We start from the raw sequence: 18,987 nt of genomic DNA, 5'->3' as shown, positions 1-18,987 counted from the left end.
ATGAAATCTACCATCAGCAAGCTTTTCACTTCGGCGGTGCTTGCCGCCGGTCTGTCGACCGCGGCATTCGCGGATACCTGGAAATTTGCCTCGGAAGAGGACAAGGGAGATGTTCAGGATATCTTCGCTCAGGCGTTTGCCGAAAGCATCAAAGAGCAATCCGGCGGCGATATCAAAGTTCGCATCTACTACTACGGGCAGTTGGGCACCGAGAACGACATCGTCGAACTGACGACGAAAGGCACCGTCCAGTTCGTATCCGTCGGTACAGGTCACCTTGGTTCCTATGTGCCCGAGGCGCAGGTTCTCGATCTACCCTACGTGTTGGGCGGAGATATTGACGTGATCCGCAAGGTTCTGACAACGAGCCCGACTATCTACCAAGATCTGAGCGCAAAGTTCGAGAAGGTGAACCTTAAGCTGCTGACAATGATCTCGGAAGGCGACATGGCCTGGGGTGCCAACAAGGCGATCCGCAGTCCCGCTGATTTTGAGGGTCAGAAAATCCGCACATTCACTTCGACCATTCCTGTCGAAACCTTCAAAGCCTTTGGCGCCAACCCGACGCCGCTGTCCTGGGGCGAGGTCTATGGTGCGCTGCAGCTGAAGACCGTCGACGGCATGGTTAACCCGATCTACTTCATCTACAATGCGAAGTGGCATGAAGTTCAGGATTACCTGATTTTCCCGGGTCAACTGCCTTATGTCGGAACCGTTTCGACCAACAGCGAATGGTTCAACGGTCTGCCCGCCGATCAGCAGGAAATGGTAGAGAAAGCCATCACCGAAGCCGAACAGGCGGCGCACGATTACCAAATCAAGATCAATCTAGAGAATATGGACAAGATCAAGGCTGAACGCCCGGATCTGCAGGTCATCGTCCTAACCGAAGAAGAGCGCGCTGTCTTCGAAGCTCAGAGCGCAACATTGCACGAAACTTTCTATAACGTGGTCGAAAATGCCTATGACGACGCCGAGAAACCCGCCGCGCGTGATGGTGCACAGAAGATCCTCAAGAACCTGCTCAAAGAGGTCGAAAACGCCTCGTAACAAATGATGACATCGCTGAGGGGCGCGGCATCCTGTTCTGGCGTCGCGTCCTTCGTTTGAGGTACGCCCACCGGTGTGCCTAGGGAGGGAAGTCTATGAAGATCTTACTGCTCACCTTGAGCAAGGGCACCGAATTCATCGAGAAACTCGTCATCATCTTGGCCATTCTGCTGATGATGGTGAACTCGACCGCTAACGCCATTGGTCGCTATGCCTTTGGCAAAAGTCTTTTCTTTTCCGAAGAACTGAACCAGTTCCTGATCGTCAGTGTGACCTTTTTCGGATTTGCATATGCGGTCCGGAAAGGCCGGAATATCCGCATGACTGCGCTTTTCGATACGCTGAACCGCCGGTCAAAAAAAGCCGTCCTGACGCTGATCTCGATCACCACCAGCCTGCTGCTGGGATATCTTGCGTATAAATCTGTTTTCTACGTTCTGGAGATCAAAGAACTGAACCGCCTGAGTCCGGCGTTGCAATTTCCGGTCTACATAATCTACTCGGTGATCCCGATCGGTCTTTTCATGGCCAGCCTGCAATACCTGATCGCTTTTGTCATGAACATCACCCATACCGGCACTTGGCACTCTTATGAGGTCGAGGACGGTGACGCAGTAGAGATAGGAGTCTGACATGTCAGGTTTCCTTGAATTTCTCGGGGATATCGTGGCGGGTGAGCTGGATATCTATGTCATCACCTTTACGCTGGTGGTGGCGATGGTTGTACTGCTGTTTCTCAGCTACCCCATGGTCGTTCCCTTGGCAGTTGCGACATTGATCGGCCTGGTACATTTCTCGCAGAGCGATACCGGCGTCATCATTCAGCAAATGGTTACCGGCATTTCGCCGAACGCGCTCATCGCTGTGCCAATGTTCATTTTTGCGGCTGATATCATGGCGCGGGGTCATACTGCCAACAACCTGCTTGGCCTGATCGAAGCTTTTGTAGGGCATCGCCGAGCCGGTCTGCCAATTACGGCTTGTATCAGTTGCACGCTGTTTGGCTCGGTTTCGGGGTCGACCCAGGCGACAGTGGTCTCGGTTGGTCAGATAATGCGACCGAAGTTGCTGAAGGCCGGCTACAAGGACAGTTTCGTCATGGCGCTGATCATCAATGCCAGTGACATCGCCTTCCTTATTCCTCCAAGCATCGGGATGATCCTTTACGGCACGCTGGCCAACACAAGCGTCGGTGAATTGTTCATCGCCGGGATCGGTCCCGGGGTAGTTTTGGCAGTTATGTTTTCGGTATACTGTTACTTCTACAGCGCCCTGCAGGGTGAGCAGATTGCGCTTGTCCCGAAGAAGTCCAGCGCCGAACGACGGGCAGCTTTCCGCAGGGCGGTTCTGCCACTGGGTTTCCCGGTACTGATCGTTGGCGGCATCTATTCCGGCGCTGTGACACCAACAGAAGCGGCATCGTTTTCGGTCCTCTACGCACTGATCGTCGAATGCCTGATCTACCGCGAACTGAAGCTCAGTGATGTATTGGATTCGGCACTCGGCACTGGCTTGATCACGGCGGTCGTGTTCATTCTGGTCGGAGTTGGTCAGGCGTTTTCCTGGTATATCTCTTTTGAACAGATACCCCAGGGCCTGCTGGAGCCTCTCAATCTTGAGGGCGCGTCCGACGAGTACATTCTCTTCATCATCGCCCTTTGTTTCTTCGTGGGCTGCATGTTTGTGGACTCGCTTGTTGTGCTGGTCATCCTCACACCGATTTTCGTGCCGATCGTGGATGCCTCAGGGCTTGATCCCGTACTCGTCGGAGTGATGGTCACACTTCAGATGGCCATTGGATCGGCGACACCGCCCTTTGGCTGCGACATCTTCACGGCAATCGCGATCTTCAACAGGCCTTATCTGGAAGTGATCCGGGGAACTTTGCCATTCTTCGCTATTTTGGCGTTGATGACGATTTTGCTGATTTATGTCCCCGGTATTGCGTTGTTCCTCCGTGATCTCGCGGCGTTCTGAAAAAGCAAAAGCGGGTGGCTAGCCCTTAGGTTTGGCCATCCGCATCGGCCTATCGTTTCAGAGACCAGGCAGCTCGGCTTGGTCTAAAACTGTGGCGATTAAACCATCATGAGTGTGCTGTCGGACGAACTCGAGCCAGTCTCAGCTTACCGCGGAAACCGTGAGTGGAGTGGATGTATCGCGGTTTGATGCCGCTCCTTTGATAGTATTTATTCCAACAAAGGAGACGAACTATGGGATTGAAAATCTCTGTACAGCGTCGTTCTCTAGGCAAGACTATAAAGTGTCAGCAACACTCCCGAACCAAGGCTTTGATGTTGCAGTCTTACTTACCTCCGTGAAGGCAAGATATTGTGATTGATCCGGAACAGATTGCCCGGGTCATAAATACCTTTGATCTTGGACAGCTTTTCGCCGTTCACACCATAGGCGCCAGTCACGTGATCTGCCTGGTCTTCAGGCATGAAGTTCACATAAGCACTGCCTGTTGAGTACGGTTTCATCTGTTCATACAGCTGGCGTGCCCACCCGATGCAGGTGTCATCCTTGTCAGGGTCTTCCCATCGTGTGTGGACATTCATGATGAAATGCGCAGATCTTTGCGGGTAGGCGGTAGAAGCGGGTTCAACGCGGGCCATCGCGCCACCGACATGAGCAATGAAAACCTCGCAAGCGCGATCAGGAAGGGTGGAAATCGCGCCCAGCAGGTCCGTGATGGCGGCCGGGGGCAGCGTGTTGAAGTCATGACTTTTCCAATAGTTGCGGACGCCCGGCGACAACAGGGGATCAAAAGCAGCCTGCCAGTCCACGAACCTGTGCGGTGAAATGACATCCACAATCGGCTCACCCAGCGCGCGCAAGGCCGACATCGCTTTTTCACCCTCATCCATCGGGCCGCTATAACACGCTGCGAAAATCAGCACCTCGCGCCCGTACCACCCTTCCGGCAGGAACGGGAGCGGCGGCGCTTTTCGCATCACGCTCCAGACGGTGAGCTCATCGGGGGAGGTGTCTGCAATGGCCACAAACGCGGAAAGCAGCTCTGGTGCCTTTTCGATCGGGTGCACGATCAGGCCGGACAGGATATCGGGCCCAAGATCATGCAACTGGAAATCGAATGAGGTGACGACACCGAAGTTTCCGCCACCACCACGAATGGCCCAGAAAAGTTCCGGGTGGCTCGTGGACGAGGCGGTGACGATCGCGCCATCCGCCGTCACGACTTCTGCCGACAGAAGGTTGTCGATCGTCATGCCGAATTTCCGCGTCGTCCAGCCAAAACCGCCACCCAAGGTCAGCCCTGCGATGCCGGTTGTCGAGTTGATGCCTGTGGGGACAACAAGACCATGGGCCTGTGTTTCGCGATCAACGTCGCCAAGCAACGCACCCGGTGCAACCCGGACAGTTTTGCCGGCAGGGTCCACGTGAACCGAACGCATTTGGGACAGATCCAGCATGACGGCCTTGTCCGCGACGGCGTGCCCTGCAATCTGGTGTCCACCTGATCGAACGGTCATCATGAGGCCTGCTTGTCGGACGAAGTTAATTGCCTTCTGGACGTCGCTCGCCCCCATCGCACGGATCACGAAGGCGGGGAAACGCTCGAACATGCTGTTCCAGGTAATCCTGGCTTCTTCGTATTCCGGGGTTCCCGGCAGGTAGACCCCGCCGCGCAGTGAGGCATCAAGCGCGTCCAAATCGCCTTGATCCACAGTTGCGATATGTCCGTCGAGTGCTTTCAGGTCAAACATGCTTAGGCCTCCCTTGTTTCAGGAAAGGTTTCGCGCACGGCTGCCTCGTGAGTTTGTTATTGCCCTGAGAAGGGGATACTTGGTTGTGGGAGAAAGCTGGTCGTCAGGCAAATAGTCCCGGATCGATCCGATCTACCGGCGTGATGACATCGGCAGGAATGTTCAGACGTTCGGCCGCTTTTCGCAGGCTTTCTTCATCCGGGGCTTCGTAAAGGCAGTATGTTTTGCGCTTATCTGCGCTGAGGAAGGAAAAGATCCATTCAATGCCGACTTCGTCGTTGATTTCTTTGATGTGAATTTTGTCGTTGTCGCTGATATTCAGCTGCTCGGCAAAATTCCGTTCAATGATGTATCGTGGCATTATGCCCCCCAAGCATTTTCCGGGCCTTAACTGGCTACCCCTTCGAGCTTTGACTTAAGGGAAACCATACTCAATTTCTGTGATATTGCCAACGCTTCCCCTTCCAGTTGAAACGCCAGTTCCAAATCGCTGGGGCGGCCCTGTTGTCTGAGTGCGGATGCATACGCTGCCTTGCAATGCGCAATCCATGGCGGGCAATTCATCCTCGTGTCAATCTCGATGGCTTTCCGGAACATCTTCCCGGCAATTTCCCAGTCTTTCAGCACCGTTGCCAGGTTCCCCAAGCGTCGGGCTGCGGCACCTGTGCAGACTGTGGTTGCCCCTGCGGTGATCGTCAGGTCCTCGTAGGGTTGCAGCATACCGTAAAGCGTCTGGGCATGATCCGGATGCCCGACTGCCACACAGATGTCGGCAAGATAGGACAGTGTTGTTGAATACATGGCATCTGGCGGCAGGTCGAAGCCGTTTTCCGCCATTTCATTCAGTATTTTTTCGGCGGGTTCCGTGTACCCCAGTTCGGCTGCGATAAGGCCAAAACCCGGCTTCCACGATATGTCTTCGGGGCTGTCGGTCATCAGTTTCTTGATCACAGGCGCGACCTCGTGCAGGCGGTTCTGCTCGCGGCGGATGGTGAACATCTGAACGCCGAAAACGCCCTCGACATGTTCGCCGTGCGTTTTTCGGCCGATCTTGACCGCTTCGGTGGCGTGCTTTTCAGCCTGAACAAAGTCGCCGTCCATGATTGCAACCATGGCGCGTGCGTGTTTCTGAACCCAATAGAGTTGCAGATGATTGTCCTTTTCGGAAATCGCAGTCAGCAATTCGAGTGAGTTGTCCATCAGGTCGCGGTCGGCCATTTCAGCACCGACAAACAGGCTGAGCGTCCGGTCGCGGCCCTGATCAATGGTGCCAAGCTTTTCTGCGACCCGATGCATGGCATCCAGGTTTTCACGCCAATGGCGCGCCTCTCGCCCGTTGCGCGCGATGAATGGCGCCCCAAAATGCATCATCATTACCGAAAACTGGGATTTATGATCCCCAAGCTTCGCTGCCAGTTCCATGGATTGCTGACCAAAGCGGGTGCCTTCGGAAAACTGGCCGACAAACATATACGCCCGTGCTAGTTGGCTCATCAACCGGCACCGCCTGACTTCGTCACTGTCAGACAGGTCTTTCAGCGCCTTTTCACAAAGGTCAATGGCCTCGTGATGTCGCTTGCTTGTCATCATGCACGAGTCAGCAAAATGATTGGCTGCATCGGCTGCCAGCTCCACGTCATGGAGTTTCCGGGCAGCTTTAGATGCACTTTTCAGAACTTCCATCGCCTCAGGCAACCGGCCCTGGCTGTCATGGCTGCGTCCGACAAGAATTTTGCCCCTGACCATCTCCGCACTGATTTCAGAGCCAAGTTTTTCCGCAGCCCTGAGTGTTTCCAGTGCATTGGCCATCGCTTCCTGGCTGGCTGACCGGGCCAACGCCATTTCCGCCGCAGCTTCCCATTTGTCGAATGCGGCGCGCCATTCTTCTGCTTCTGACAGATGGCGGGCCACCAGCTCGGGTCGGCGATCGATTTCAGCTGATCGCATCGCGATCAGTGCGCGGGCAACGTTTGAATGTTGCTGCCTGCGGGTAGAGCTCAGCATGGATTGATATGCCGTATCGCGGATAAGGGCATGGCGGAACACAAAATGCCCGCGGTTGTTTCCGCTTTCAAAGATCAATCCCGTTCGCGACAGTTCTTCGAGGCAAAGATTGATATCCGCGCGTTCCAGCCCCATCGCGGCCCTTAACAAATCTGGTTCAAATTCCCGCCCAATGACCGACCCCGTCAACGCGACCTGTTTGGCCTCGGGCGAAACTGCATCAAGCCGCGCCATCAAGGCGCCCTTCAGCGAGGATGGTATGCGGACTTGTCCCTGCTCATCAGCATTCACGATCGCCTGGGTCAATTCTTCGACAAACAGGGGCACACCGTCCGTTTTTTCGATGATTGTCGCGATCAAGGCATCGTCCGGGTCCTTGCCAGTGATATTGCGGACCAGATCCGAGACATCAGCAGAACCGAACCGGCGCAGCAGGAGTGTTTGAACATGCGTGTCCCCGTCATCGCGGGCCAGGTCCCACCCAGGTCTGTGGGTCATCAGGACCATCAGGGGAAGATCGGTACAAATCGCCTTGACCCGCTCCAGCAGGGCTTGCGTCGAGGGATCGATCCAATGTGCATCCTCAACACACAGAATAACCGGGCGTACACTTGCCCGGACCTGCACCGCATGGATCAGGGTTTGGATCGTTATGTCGCGTTGCTCCTGCGGCGACATCTCGAGAACTTCACGAGCCAGCGCGCTGCGCGGCGCAACCAGCGCTGCAAAGACAGGCAGAACCTGTTCCCAGTCCAGACCTTCCCGGCCTTCCAGCAGCTTCCTGACATGTTCCAGAATTTGATTGTCGTCAAAATCCGGTTCAACGCCCGCATCCTGTGAAATTCGCTGGGTGACCGGATGAAAGGGGCTGCTGGTCAGATAGGGCGAGCAGTTCAGCCTTATCACATCGGCTTGTCCGGTTGCTGTAACGTCCGCAAGAAACCCCTCAGTCAGGCGCGACTTACCAATCCCCGCCTCCCCCGACAGCAGAACGACCTCACCATGACCGTTTTGGGCACGTTGCCACGATTGCAACAGGATACCCTTTTCGTAGTCCCGGCCAATCATGGTGCTGCCAGCGTCATCCTTGTATGACGCGCGAAACCGGCTTTCCGCGCTGCGTTCCGATACGACCTTCAACAAGGTCCGAGGGTCTTTGAAACCCTTCAACTGAGTTGATCCAAGGGTCTCGAACTCGAATATCCGGTGCAAGGCGGCTTCGGTTTCTTCTGCAGACAAAACCACCGAGTTTGGCAGGGCGTGTTCCTGTATCCGCGCCGCCAGATTGACCGCCGGCCCGGTCATGGCACCTTCTTCGTACGAGTTTTCGCCGATCGTGTCACCGACCACGACATCGCCGCTGGCAATACCCAGTCTGGCTGACAAACGCTCACCGTCAGGGGCGTTGAGCTCTTCAACCCGACGGACGCACTCAAGCCCCGCCTTTATCGCGCGAATGGCGTGATCTTCGTAGGCTGTTGGCCAGCCGAAAAACACAAGAAGACCGTCGCCAAGATATTTCGCGACATAGCCACCATACCTGCTCACTGCCCCCGCGACGGTATCCTGATAGTTCTGTAGCAGATCCCGCATGTCTTCGGGATCAAATCGGTTGGTCAACTCCGTCGAGCCGACCAGATCAGCGAACAAGACTGTCAGATGACGCCGCTCAGCCGCAGGTGCGATGGGCTTCTTCGCCGGTGCAGCTTCGCCATGCACATCATCAACGGCGGATGGCTGAGTTTTCTCGCTGGTTGGCTCCCCTGCGGCTGGCGCTGATGAAGACAGGCGCCCAGAGCCAACCAAATCCTGAACCGCCGCAAGGATGATCTTTCGATGACCAAGGCTTACCCCGAGCTCTTTCAGGTCGTCGCCTGTCAGCAATGGCAAAACCCGCGCATCAATGTCGTTTTCCGCAAAGGCACTTGCGTACTGACCCAATCCGAGGTCGTTCAGCCACGTGTCCATTTCAACCAACATATCCGGATCATGCTGAGATACGCGTCACTAATCAAGGAAGCGCTATCAGCACGAACCGATTATCGTGACCGGATGTCGGCGTTTTGGCTGATCGAACGTCCAGAAGCCTCAATTTGAGCCTTAAATTAACGGTAGATTAACGAAACAGGGCACAACAAACCTGTCGATGACAAGTTCTTGATATACTTATGCCAATATCGAGATTTATTGGTGGGTAATCCTGCCGGTCTGTTGACTAGTCCAGTTTTTAACGAGGGGGTATCCCGGCAGGATCAGGGGGTGCCAGATCAGGCCAGTTCGAGGCCAACAGATCGCGGCACCCCCGCCGGTAAGCGCGAACCAGCAACCCATCTTTTTCAGTTGATCTTGTTGCGTTGCGCGTGCGGCGTGATGCCGAAACTGGATCTGTACACCCTAGAGAAATGACCCGGATTTTCGAAGCCGCAGGCCACGGCGACTTCGGTAACCGACGCCTCGGTTTGCAATAGCAGTTTCCGGGCCCGTTCCAGCCGCATCTCCATAAAGTATCTTTTGGGGGAAGTATTAAGGTATTTGCCGAACAACCGTTCCAGTTGACGGGTGGAAATACCCAAAACACCGGCAATGAAGGATGGTGAGACAGGAGTTTCGAGACTGTCCTGCATAATATCTATCGCTTTTGCCAGATGGGCATTGCGCATTCCATTGCGCGATTGCAGCGAGACGCGCTGCTTGGCGGTCGCATTACGCACAGTGTTATAGACCATCTGATCCGCAACATCAGTGGCCAGTTCTTCGCCATGGTCGCGTTCGATCAGATGCAGCATCAGGTCTGCGGTCGCGGTCCCACCTGATGCGGTAATGTGTTTTTCGTCGGCGACAAAGACGCTGCGCACCAGATTGATATCCGGAAAGGCTTCCATGAACGCGTCGTGGTATTCCCAATGGATCGCCGCCTGCATGCCGTTGAGGAACCCGGCCTCGGCCAGCAGCCACGCGCCGGAACACAATGCCCCGATCCGCGTTCCGCGCGCGCGTTCGCGCCGCAGTGTGGCCAGAAGGGAACGGGTCACGTGGTCACGCATGTGAATGCCCGACAAAACAAAGAGCTGATCGCACTTGGACAGTTCCTCAAGTCCGGAATGCACAAGGGTGACGGACCCATTGGAAGACACGGCCTGCTCGCCCTGTTCGGATACAAATGACCAGCGATACAGCTCTTCGCCACTTACAAGGTTGGCGATTCTCAGCGGCTCGACCGCACAGGAAAAGGCGAGGTGCGAAAACTCCTCGACCAGGATGAAGGCGAAGTGCTGCGTCTGAGGCATGAGCAGGACCATTTCCAAACTGGGCCGACGCCCGAACGTGAGTCTATTTTGCAGACATCCATGCTGCACGAGATTTTTTTGTATACAAGTTGTATTTTTTAGAAATACAAAACTGTGACCTCCGCGATTCGAACGCGGCGGCCACAGGACATAGTGAGGCCAAAGGATGAAAGACGAAGCCAAGTCGCGCAAAAATGCGCTCAGAGAACACCTGAAGATGTCCATCCTGACGCTGCGCCTTCGTCCAGGTGACGATCTGGATGAGGCGCATTTGTCCGATGAATTCGGCCTGTCGCGCACGCCTCTGCGTGAGGTGTTTCGTCAACTGGCAGGCGAAGGCTATCTGGATCTGCGAAAAAACCGCAGCGCCCGTGTTTCGGAAATGTCCTACACCACACTGCGCGATTTCTTCCTTGCCGCGCCGATGGTCTACGGGGCCATCCTGCGTCTGGCGGCAGTGAACGCGACTAACGCGCAAATCGCTGACCTGAAAGCGGCTCAGCACGCGTTCAAAGCTGCCCTTCGTTCAGGGTCGGTCGAGGATCGCGCACTTGCCAACAACCGTTTTCATGACGTGACCGGAGAGATGTCCGGCAATGTCTACCTGCTTCCGTCATTCAACCGGCTGCTGATCGATCATGCACGGATTGGCATGACGTTTTATCGGCCGCAGACAGTTGAAATGTCGGAAAACCTGTCGCTGGCCAGCCAACAGCATGACGCGATCATCGCAGCCATCGAGGCACGCGATGAAGCTGCGGCGGCGAAACTGGCCGAGGATCACTGGAACCTGTCCCGGGATCAGATCGGGACGTTCGTGATGCCTGACGCACTGGATGTCGCAATGGGTATCCTGCCACTTTCGAAGCCCGCATGAGGACGAAATGAACCCGATTTTCAAGTTCGAAGGAATTTATACTCCTGTGGTCACCCCCTATCACGACGATGGCAGCGTGAACTGGGACGCCCTGTCCGACGTGATCGAATACCTGATCGAAAATGGTGTGCACGGCCTGATTTCCGGCGGATCCACGGGTGAGAATTATGCCCAGACCGGGCCGGAGCGGCTGGAACTGGCCAAATTCACGCATAAGCACCTGAAAGGGCGGTTGCCCTTGGTGGTTGGCACGGGCGCGATGCTGACTTCGGACTCGATTGCGTTGGCCGCGGGCGCGCGCGACATCGGCGCGGACGCCATCCTGTTGGCAAGCCCGCCCTATTCGGTACCGACGGATCGCGAAAACGCGCTGAACGCGCTGGCCATCGACAAGGCCGCCGACCTGCCGGTGATGCTTTACAACTATCCGCACCGTACCGGCACAATGATGGGGGAAGAGTTCCTTGACCGCGTGGGTCGGAGCCGAAATTTCTGCGGCATCAAGGAAAGCTCGGGCGATATCAACCGGGTGCATCTGTTGGCGCGGGATTATCCGCATATCCAGCTGGGCTGCGGCATGGACGACCAGGCACTGGAGTTTTTCGCCTGGGGCGCACCATTCTGGGTCTGCGGCGGTTCGAACTTCCTGCCAGCGGAACATGTGGCTCTTTATCATGCCTGCGTGGTCGAAGGGAATTTCACCAAGGGACGCCGGATCATGTCTGCGATGATGCCGCTGATGCGGGCACTGGAACAGGGTGGCAAGTTCATCCAGACCATCAAGCATGGCGTCACGATGAACGGGATCGACGCGGGTATCATGCGGCCTCCGCTGAAGGGCCTGAACAAGGATGACAAGCGCGCGCTGGAACAGGTCACGCGCGTGCTGAAAAAGACAATCGCCGACATCGTGGCAGAGGGGTAAGAGATATGGATCTGCTGACACAGGACGAATACAAATCCATCGCCGCAGGCCTGACCCTGCCGACAGGTGCCTTTATCGACGGCGCATTCCGTCCGGCGATCTCAGGCCGGACCTTTGCGACAGTGAACCCTGCAACCGGTGAAAATCTGGCCGATATTGCATCTTGCGATGGGGCAGATGTGGATTTTGCGGTCGCGAAAGCTCGTGAGGCGTTTGACGATGGCCGATGGAGCAAACTGCATCCGTCTGATCGCAAGGATGTATTGATCAGGTTGTGCAAACTGGTAACCCGCAACGCCCGTGAACTGGCCGTGATGGAAAGCATCGACAGCGGCAAGACGATCTTTGACTGCGAAACTGTTGATGTGCCCGAGACGATCCACTGCCTGAAGTGGCACGCCGAGGCGATTGACAAAATTTACGATCAGGTTTCGCCCGCCAGCGACGATCACATCGCCATGGTGGTGCGCGAGCCAATAGGCGTTGTGGGTTTGGTGCTGCCGTGGAACTTTCCGCTGCTGATGCTGGCATGGAAGATCGGGCCAGCGCTGGCGGCAGGCTGTTCTGTTGTTGTGAAACCGGCGATGGAAACCACTTTGACGGCCCTGCGCCTTGCCGAATTGGCGATGGAGGCCGGTTTGCCACGCGGTGTACTGAACATCGTACCTGGTGGCGGGACCGAGGTGGGCGAACCCATTGGGCGGCACATGGATATCGACATGGTGTCCTTCACAGGCTCGACCGTGACCGGCAAACGCTTTCTGACCTATTCGGCGGAAAGCAACGCCAAAGAGGTGGTGCTTGAGATGGGCGGCAAGAACCCTGCCATCGTGATGGAGGATGCCGAAAACCTGGACAGGGTGGCGGCGCATATCGTCAATGGCGCATTCTGGAACATGGGTGAAAACTGCTCGGCCTCGTCACGCCTGATCGTGCATAAGAAAGTGAAGGCCGAGCTGCTGGAGCGCATCGCGCATCACGCCAAACAATGGAACATCGGCGACCCGCTCGACCCCGAAACCCGCATGGGCGCACTGGTGAGCGAAGATCACTACACCAAGGTTTGTGGCTATCTGGATCAGGCCGAGAACGTGGTGATCGGTGGCAAGGCAGACAACGGGTTTGTCGAGGCCACCGTGGTCGAAGTGCCCGGCAACGACGCTGCAATAGCGCGCGAGGAAATCTTTGGCCCTGTCTTGTCGGTAATTGAAGTCTCGGGCTTCGATGAAGCGATCCAGATCGCGAACGACACCGACTATGGCTTATGTGCCTCGATCTTCACAGCCAATGTCAAACGCGCCATTCGAGGTGCGCGGATGATCCGCGCAGGCACCGTGACGGTGAACAGCTTCGGCGAAGGTGACATCACGACACCTTTCGGTGGTTACAAGCAGTCGGGTTTTGGGGGTCGCGATAACTCGATCCACGCGCATGACCAGTACACCCAGTTGAAAACCATCTGGATCGATCTGGCCGATGACGCGGATGAGGCCGTCGATTGAGTCGACATGACGCAAAAAGGCTACCCCGGCAGACAGGCCCGTCGGGTTGGAATGCGATTCTGCCGCCCCAAACACCTCTGGCGGTGCTGGAACGGAACCTGACCGCAGATATCACAATAGTTGGCGGTGGGTTTGCCGGGCTCAGCGCGGCGCGGCGGCTGCATCAATTGGATCCTTCCCTGAAAATCGTTCTGCTGGAAGCCGGCCGCTTCGCGGACAGCTCGGCAGGCCGAAATTCCGGGTTTATGATCGACCTGCCCCATGACTTGGCCTCGGACAACTACGCAGGCAAGGGATCGGACGCAGATCGCGCCACCATTGCGCTGAACCGCAAGGCCATTGCCTTTGCGACCGAAGTGGCCTTCGATTGCGGGCTGTCAAAGGAAATGTTCGACCCTTGCGGCAAATACAATGCCGCAGCCACCAAAGCGGGCGACGCGCATAACCGCGCCTTTGCCGCGCACCTGACCAAACTCGGCGAGCCGCATACGCTTTATGATCAGCAGCAGATGCAAGAGATCACGGGCAGCCCACACTATACCTCGGGGCTTTATGCGCCGGGGACAGTGATGATCCAGCCTGCGGCATATGTGCGTGCGCTGTCTGCCCACCTGGCCGGGCAGATTGATGTGTTCGAGCATTCACCCGTCACCGGTTTTGAGCATCAGGGCGCAGGCTGGGTGGTCTGCACCAACAAGGCCAAAGTCAGCACCGGGCGGATCATTCTGGCCAATAACGGTCATCTGGAAAGCTTTGGGTTCTACCAGCGGCAGTTGATGCACATATGCCTCTATGCCTCGCTCACAGCGCCGCTGACCGACGCGCAGATCAGGACACTGGGCGGGCATTCGCGCTGGTCGGTGACGCCAGCGAACCCGATGGGGACGTCAGTACGGCGCACTTCCGGCAGCTACGGGGATCGCATCCTGATCCGCACCTGCTCCAGCTTTCATCCAAAAATCGAGACCAGTCCAATGCGACTGCGCAATGCAGGCTGGGTGCATGACAGAAAGTTCAGGGAACGCTTTCCGCATCTGCCGGATGTGCAGATGGAACATCGCTGGGCCGGGATGCTCTGCCTCAGTCGCAATGGATCGGTCGCGTTCGGCGAGCTTGAGGACGGTGTCTACTCAGCCTGTTGCCAGAACGGTCTGGGCATTGCACGGGGAACACTGCAAGGCATGGGCATCGCGGAACTTTTGCTGGACCAGCAGTCTGACATCGCCGATCATTTTCTGGCGCAACCGGACTTGCCGCGTTTGCCGCCCGAGCCATTCGCCTCGCTTGCCGCCAACAGCTATCTGATCTGGAAAGAGTGGCGGTCCGGTAAGGAATGAACTTGACCGTCAGTAAGTCTGGTTCAACTCATCCGCGGCCGGGATTTCCCTCTCGCGACGGGCGATATAGTCCAGAAGGGCGTCGTTCTTTGCCTCATCCAGCTTGGGTTCCTGATACTCGGCCAAAAGCTTCCTCGCGTAGTTAAGGGCCCGTTCGGTGATTTCAACTTCGCCTTCCGCCACCCATTGTTCGATCGAGTTGTTGTCAAACAGTTCGGGCATGAAGAAAGCCGTCTGAAAATTCTCCTGGGTGTGCGGATGCCCCAAATAGTGCCCGCCGGGACCCACATCCGGAATTGCGGCCAAGGCTTCGTCAAAATCATTCCATTTTGGCCCTTCTGCCATCCGATAGGCCATTGCGCATTGCTCTGCGTCCACAACAAACTTGGCGACCGAACAATGCATCCCCGCCTCGTTCCAGCCTGCCGAATGCCAAATGTAATGGGCCCCTGCATGCAGAACAGCGCCCAGAGTTGTGGCGGATTCGTACCCGGCCTGCGCGTCAAACGTCTTGGCCCCGCCCAGCGTGTTCGAAGTGCGCCATGGCACATCGTAATAGCGCGCCATCTGACCGATCATGAAATTCATCAGACTGATTTCAGGCGTCCCTGCCATTGGTGCGCCTGATTTCATCGAAACGGTTGACAGGTAGTGCCCCCAGATCGCCGGACAGCCCTTGCGGATCACCTGCGTATAAGCCAGTGCCGAAAGTGCCTCGGCGGTTAGCTGTGCCACGGTAGCGGGAACCGATGCGGGCGTATTGGCACCGCCCAGAACGAAGGGCGAGCACAAGACCGGCTGGTTCCTGCGGCAGAAGGCACGCATTGCACCCAGCATGGTTTCATCCCAGACCAATGGGCTGTTGCCGTTGCAGTTGCCCGTTGTAACCGGGTGTTCATCAATGAAACCTTCGCCGAACAGGATATCGCACATGTCCATCACGTCTTCGGCATTCCTGGGCGAGGTGGTCATGCCCATGAATGTTTTGTCCGAGTATTTCATCGACGAATAAGTGATGCGCAAGTGCCGCTGGCTGATCGGGTGGTCGTAAGGTTCGACGATATGATGGGCCGAGCTGTGCAATGCGGGCATCATGTGCGACAGTTTGTGAAACATCGCCAGATCGTCCAGCGTCGGGTTACGGCGCACATCGTCCAGATCACGCAGAAACGGCGCGCCGGTCATCGGCACGAAGATCGAATGCTTGCCGCCGAGAGCGAGGTTCTTTTGTGGATCGCGCGCGTGATAGGTGAATTGCGCCGGAATGGTCGCGATCAACTCGCGCACCATGTGGCGATCCAGAAAGACCAGCTCTCCGTCAACCTTCGCGCCTGCTTTCTTCCAGTCTTCCACTGCGGTCGGGTCGCGGAACTGGACACCGACATTCTCCAGAATATCCATGGCGGCCTTGTCGATAAGCTCAACCTGGCTTCCGTCCATAACTTCGCAATGCGGGATGCCGCGGGTCAGACCCGGCAGCATGTCAAAGTTCGGCGCAGTGCGTAGAGCGCGGCGCGCAGAACGCCCACCGGCGCGTGCAAGCGTACGGGTCGACAAGGGGCAATCCTCCTGTTTGGAAACAGACTGAGGGAATTACGCCGCGTTTACCTCTCTGATTGCGATATGTGCTTGCAGGAAGCGACACCGCCCTGACGACGGAATTTCGCCACGCCTGTTCACGTAAGGTCGTTCGGTCATTTTATCTTGCGTAACCTACTTCACTGCCAATCACGTGCAGACATCTGCAACAAATATCCATAAAGTTGTTTCAGGAGGGCCGCTTCAATGCACCACACGACAGAGATGCTGATCATCGGTGCCGGGTTCTCAGGGCTGACGATGGCGCTTGAGGCGCGCAAACGCGGCATCAAAGATATCGCCATTCTGGAAAAGGCCGAAGATATCGGTGGCACGTGGCGCGAGAATACCTATCCTGGCGTCGCCTGTGATGTGCCGTCGCATCTGTATTCCATGGCGACCCACCCTAATCCGCACTGGAGCCGCGCCTATGCCGGTGGCGCAGAGATACAGGCGTACCTGCAAAATGTCGCGCATAAGGAGGGGTTATACGATCTTTGCCACTTTGGGCAGGCGCTGAAATCGGCGAGATGGGATGGCACGCTTTGGCAGGTTGAAACCATGGATGGCCAATTCTGGTCGGCCCGGTTTCTGGTCTCGGCCATCGGCGCCCTGCATCATCCCAGCATTCCGGATATTCCCGGCGCCGACAGCTTTCCCGGCCCCTGTTTTCATTCGGCCGAATGGGATCACACCGTCGATCTGACCGGAAAGCATGTGGCTGTTGTCGGCACCGGAGCGTCAGCCGTTCAGTTCGTGCCCGAAATTGCCAAGGTTGCGCGCCACGTCACCGTTTTTCAGCGCAGCGCGCCTTACGTCATGCCGCGCCCTGACGGCCCGATCGCGTCTTGGGTGCGCAAACTATATGCCTACCTTCCCCTGCTTCCGCGCATCCGGCGCAAACTGATTTTCATGTTCTTCGAGTTCCGCCACCGCGTGTTCAGGGGCGAGGAACGCGCGATGAACTTTGCTCTGAAGATGTGGCGAAAATCGCTGGAAGGCGCGATTTCCGACCCCGAAGAACGGCGCATTCTGACACCGGACTATCGAATTGGGTGCAAGCGCATTCTCAGTTCAAATGACTGGTACCCGGCGCTGGCCCGCGACAATGTCAGCGTCATTCCACACGGAGTAGCCAGTATCGATGGCAACTGCATCGTCGCGACAGATGGCTCCAAAACAGAGGCAGACGCGCTGATCTGGGGCACCGGGTTTCAGGTCACCAATGTCGTAGAAAGGTTGGATATCACCGGTACAGATGGGCTAACGCTGCGATCGGCCTGGGCAAACGGGATGTCCGCTCATCTGGGCACGGCGATAGCCGGTTTTCCCAACTTTTTCATCCTTCTGGGGCCTCATACCGGATTGGGGCACAATTCGGTTGTGTTGATGATCGAAGCCCAGGTCGGGCATATCGGCCGGGTTCTGAGCGAGATGCAACGCAAGGAACTGTCGGTGATCGCCCCCGATGCGGCGAAACAGGCGGCCTTTACACAGGAAATGCAGGACCGTCACGCGGACAGTGTCTGGCAGACCGGCGGCTGCACATCCTGGTACATTGATGCGGACGGGCAAAACACGACACTTTGGCCCGGAACAGTTGCCGAGTTTCAGAAACGCATGTCACAATCGGGATTGGAGCAATACAACCCCGTTAGGACCGGAGACAGCTAGATGACATTTTTTCTTAGCCTGATTGCGGCCTTTGCCGTCTTTCTTCTCGCCATGGCCCTGTGGACCCGGTGGATAACCCGTCAGGGGCTAAAAACCGTGCCGCAGATGGGCCAAATCGTGCCCGTACGGGGCGGCAGCATCCACTATGTGGAAAAGGGCTATCCGGACGCGCAGACGGTCGTTCTGATTCACGGTCTGGCTGGGCAGTTACAGCATTTTACCTACGCGTTGGTGGATCAACTGGCCGAGGATTTCCACGTCATCGCGCTGGATCGCCCCGGTTGCGGATATTCAACCCGGGATACGGCAGAGCTCGCACAATTGCCGCAGCAGGCCGCGATGATTGCTGAGTTTCTTGAAACCAAGGGTGTGGATCAGGTTGTGCTGGTGGGGCATTCTTTGGGAGGTGCGGTGTCGCTGGCGCTGGCTTTAGACCACCCCGAGCGGGTATCCGGCCTCGCTCTGTTGGCACCACTAACGCACAGGGTGCCTGAAACACCGGTGATCTTCAAACCGCTCGAGATCCGGACCAAATGGCTGCGCAGCCTGATTGCCAACACGATTGCGGTGCCCATGGCCTCAATAACGGCGCCGCACAGTCTGGGCGTGGCATTTGATCCTGAAACCCCACCAAATGACTTTCTGGACCGTGCGGGTGGTGCACTCGGGCTGCGCCCGTCGGCCTTTGTCACGGCCTCGCAGGACGTTATCGGGTTGGATGCCAGTTGCGATGCGCTGGTGGCCAGATACCCCGAGCTGTCGGTCCCCGGCGGGATATTGTATGGAAGTCAGGATGCGCTTCTGTCCCCTGCCCTTCACGGGCCGCCGATGACCGAATATGGTCTGAGCTATGAAGAGCTTGACGGTCTGGGTCATATGATCCTGATCACAGAACCGGAGATATGCGCCGCGTTTATCCGCAGAACGGTGGACACCACGATATTCCGTCAGACGCCCTTGCAGGACCCGGTGAAAGAGCCCGTGAAAGAATTCCCCGGTTAGGGCGATTTCCCTCTTGACCCTCC

14 protein-coding genes are annotated in these 18,987 nt (G+C 56.6%); 9 read left to right on the top strand and 5 right to left on the bottom strand.

The window, feature by feature from the left end:
* The 3 genes from ACR0AP_RS06540 to ACR0AP_RS06530 all read left to right on the top strand — a co-directional run bounded on the left by ACR0AP_RS06540 (position 1) and on the right by ACR0AP_RS06530 (position 3,027).
* Positions 1-1,050 (top strand): TRAP transporter substrate-binding protein, encoded by a 1,050-nt coding sequence (locus ACR0AP_RS06540; protein WP_480506091.1) that lies wholly within the window; start codon positions 1-3, stop codon positions 1,048-1,050.
* Positions 1,051-1,145: 95 nt separating this feature from the next.
* Positions 1,146-1,682, top strand: coding sequence for a TRAP transporter small permease (locus ACR0AP_RS06535; protein WP_480506089.1), 537 nt, complete (start codon positions 1,146-1,148; stop codon positions 1,680-1,682).
* A 61-nt stretch (positions 1,683-1,743) separates the two neighbouring features.
* Positions 1,744-3,027, top strand: coding sequence for a TRAP transporter large permease (locus tag ACR0AP_RS06530; protein ID WP_480506378.1), 1,284 nt, complete (start codon positions 1,744-1,746; stop codon positions 3,025-3,027).
* A 329-nt stretch (positions 3,028-3,356) separates the two neighbouring features.
* Here the strand turns inward: ACR0AP_RS06530 and ACR0AP_RS06525 are convergent, their stop codons facing one another.
* The 4 genes from ACR0AP_RS06525 to ACR0AP_RS06510 form a co-directional block, all read right to left on the bottom strand.
* A complete protein-coding gene (locus tag ACR0AP_RS06525) occupies positions 3,357-4,778 on the bottom strand; it encodes an FAD-binding oxidoreductase (protein ID WP_480506087.1) in 1,422 nt (473 codons plus the stop codon).
* Positions 4,779-4,881: 103 nt separating this feature from the next.
* On the bottom strand, positions 4,882-5,139 hold the full coding sequence (locus ACR0AP_RS06520) for a DUF4242 domain-containing protein (RefSeq protein WP_267366859.1): 258 nt from the start codon (positions 5,137-5,139) through the stop codon (positions 4,882-4,884).
* A 26-nt stretch (positions 5,140-5,165) separates the two neighbouring features.
* Positions 5,166-8,762: an adenylate/guanylate cyclase domain-containing protein gene (locus ACR0AP_RS06515; RefSeq protein WP_480506085.1), complete on the bottom strand. Its 3,597-nt coding sequence runs from the start codon at positions 8,760-8,762 to the stop codon at positions 5,166-5,168.
* A 356-nt stretch (positions 8,763-9,118) separates the two neighbouring features.
* On the bottom strand, positions 9,119-10,069 hold the full coding sequence (locus tag ACR0AP_RS06510; protein ID WP_480506083.1) for a GlxA family transcriptional regulator: 951 nt from the start codon (positions 10,067-10,069) through the stop codon (positions 9,119-9,121).
* A 166-nt stretch (positions 10,070-10,235) separates the two neighbouring features.
* Here ACR0AP_RS06510 and ACR0AP_RS06505 point away from each other — a divergent pair, with 166 nt between their 5' ends.
* From ACR0AP_RS06505 to ACR0AP_RS06490, 4 genes are read left to right on the top strand one after another with little or no spacing between them, the layout of a single operon-like run.
* Positions 10,236-10,946 (top strand): GntR family transcriptional regulator, encoded by a 711-nt coding sequence (locus ACR0AP_RS06505; RefSeq protein WP_480506081.1) that lies wholly within the window; start codon positions 10,236-10,238, stop codon positions 10,944-10,946.
* Positions 10,947-10,953: 7 nt separating this feature from the next.
* Positions 10,954-11,871 (top strand): dihydrodipicolinate synthase family protein, encoded by a 918-nt coding sequence (locus ACR0AP_RS06500; protein WP_480506079.1) that lies wholly within the window; start codon positions 10,954-10,956, stop codon positions 11,869-11,871.
* A 5-nt stretch (positions 11,872-11,876) separates the two neighbouring features.
* The gene (locus ACR0AP_RS06495; protein ID WP_480506077.1) at positions 11,877-13,373 is read left to right on the top strand and encodes an aldehyde dehydrogenase; all 1,497 of its coding nucleotides are present in this window, start codon (positions 11,877-11,879) and stop codon (positions 13,371-13,373) included.
* Positions 13,370-14,710, top strand: coding sequence for an NAD(P)/FAD-dependent oxidoreductase (locus ACR0AP_RS06490; protein ID WP_480506075.1), 1,341 nt, complete (start codon positions 13,370-13,372; stop codon positions 14,708-14,710). The genes ACR0AP_RS06495 and ACR0AP_RS06490 overlap by 4 nt, the downstream gene beginning before the upstream one ends.
* Positions 14,711-14,719: 9 nt before the next feature.
* Here the strand turns inward: ACR0AP_RS06490 and ACR0AP_RS06485 are convergent, their stop codons facing one another.
* Positions 14,720-16,267, bottom strand: coding sequence for a trimethylamine methyltransferase family protein (locus ACR0AP_RS06485; RefSeq protein WP_480506073.1), 1,548 nt, complete (start codon positions 16,265-16,267; stop codon positions 14,720-14,722).
* Positions 16,268-16,495: 228 nt separating this feature from the next.
* Here ACR0AP_RS06485 and ACR0AP_RS06480 point away from each other — a divergent pair, with 228 nt between their 5' ends.
* Together ACR0AP_RS06480 and ACR0AP_RS06475 are read left to right on the top strand one after the other, a co-directional pair.
* Positions 16,496-17,962, top strand: coding sequence for a flavin-containing monooxygenase (locus ACR0AP_RS06480; RefSeq protein ID WP_480506071.1), 1,467 nt, complete (start codon positions 16,496-16,498; stop codon positions 17,960-17,962).
* A complete protein-coding gene (locus ACR0AP_RS06475; protein ID WP_480506069.1) occupies positions 17,963-18,964 on the top strand; it encodes an alpha/beta fold hydrolase in 1,002 nt (333 codons plus the stop codon).
* Positions 18,965-18,987: the final 23 nt, after the last annotated feature.

It is taken from the genome of Ruegeria sp. AF7 (assembly GCF_056541885.1).
The sequence above is the reverse complement of the archived record's forward strand: the minus strand, read 5'-3'. Positions and strand labels throughout refer to the sequence as shown.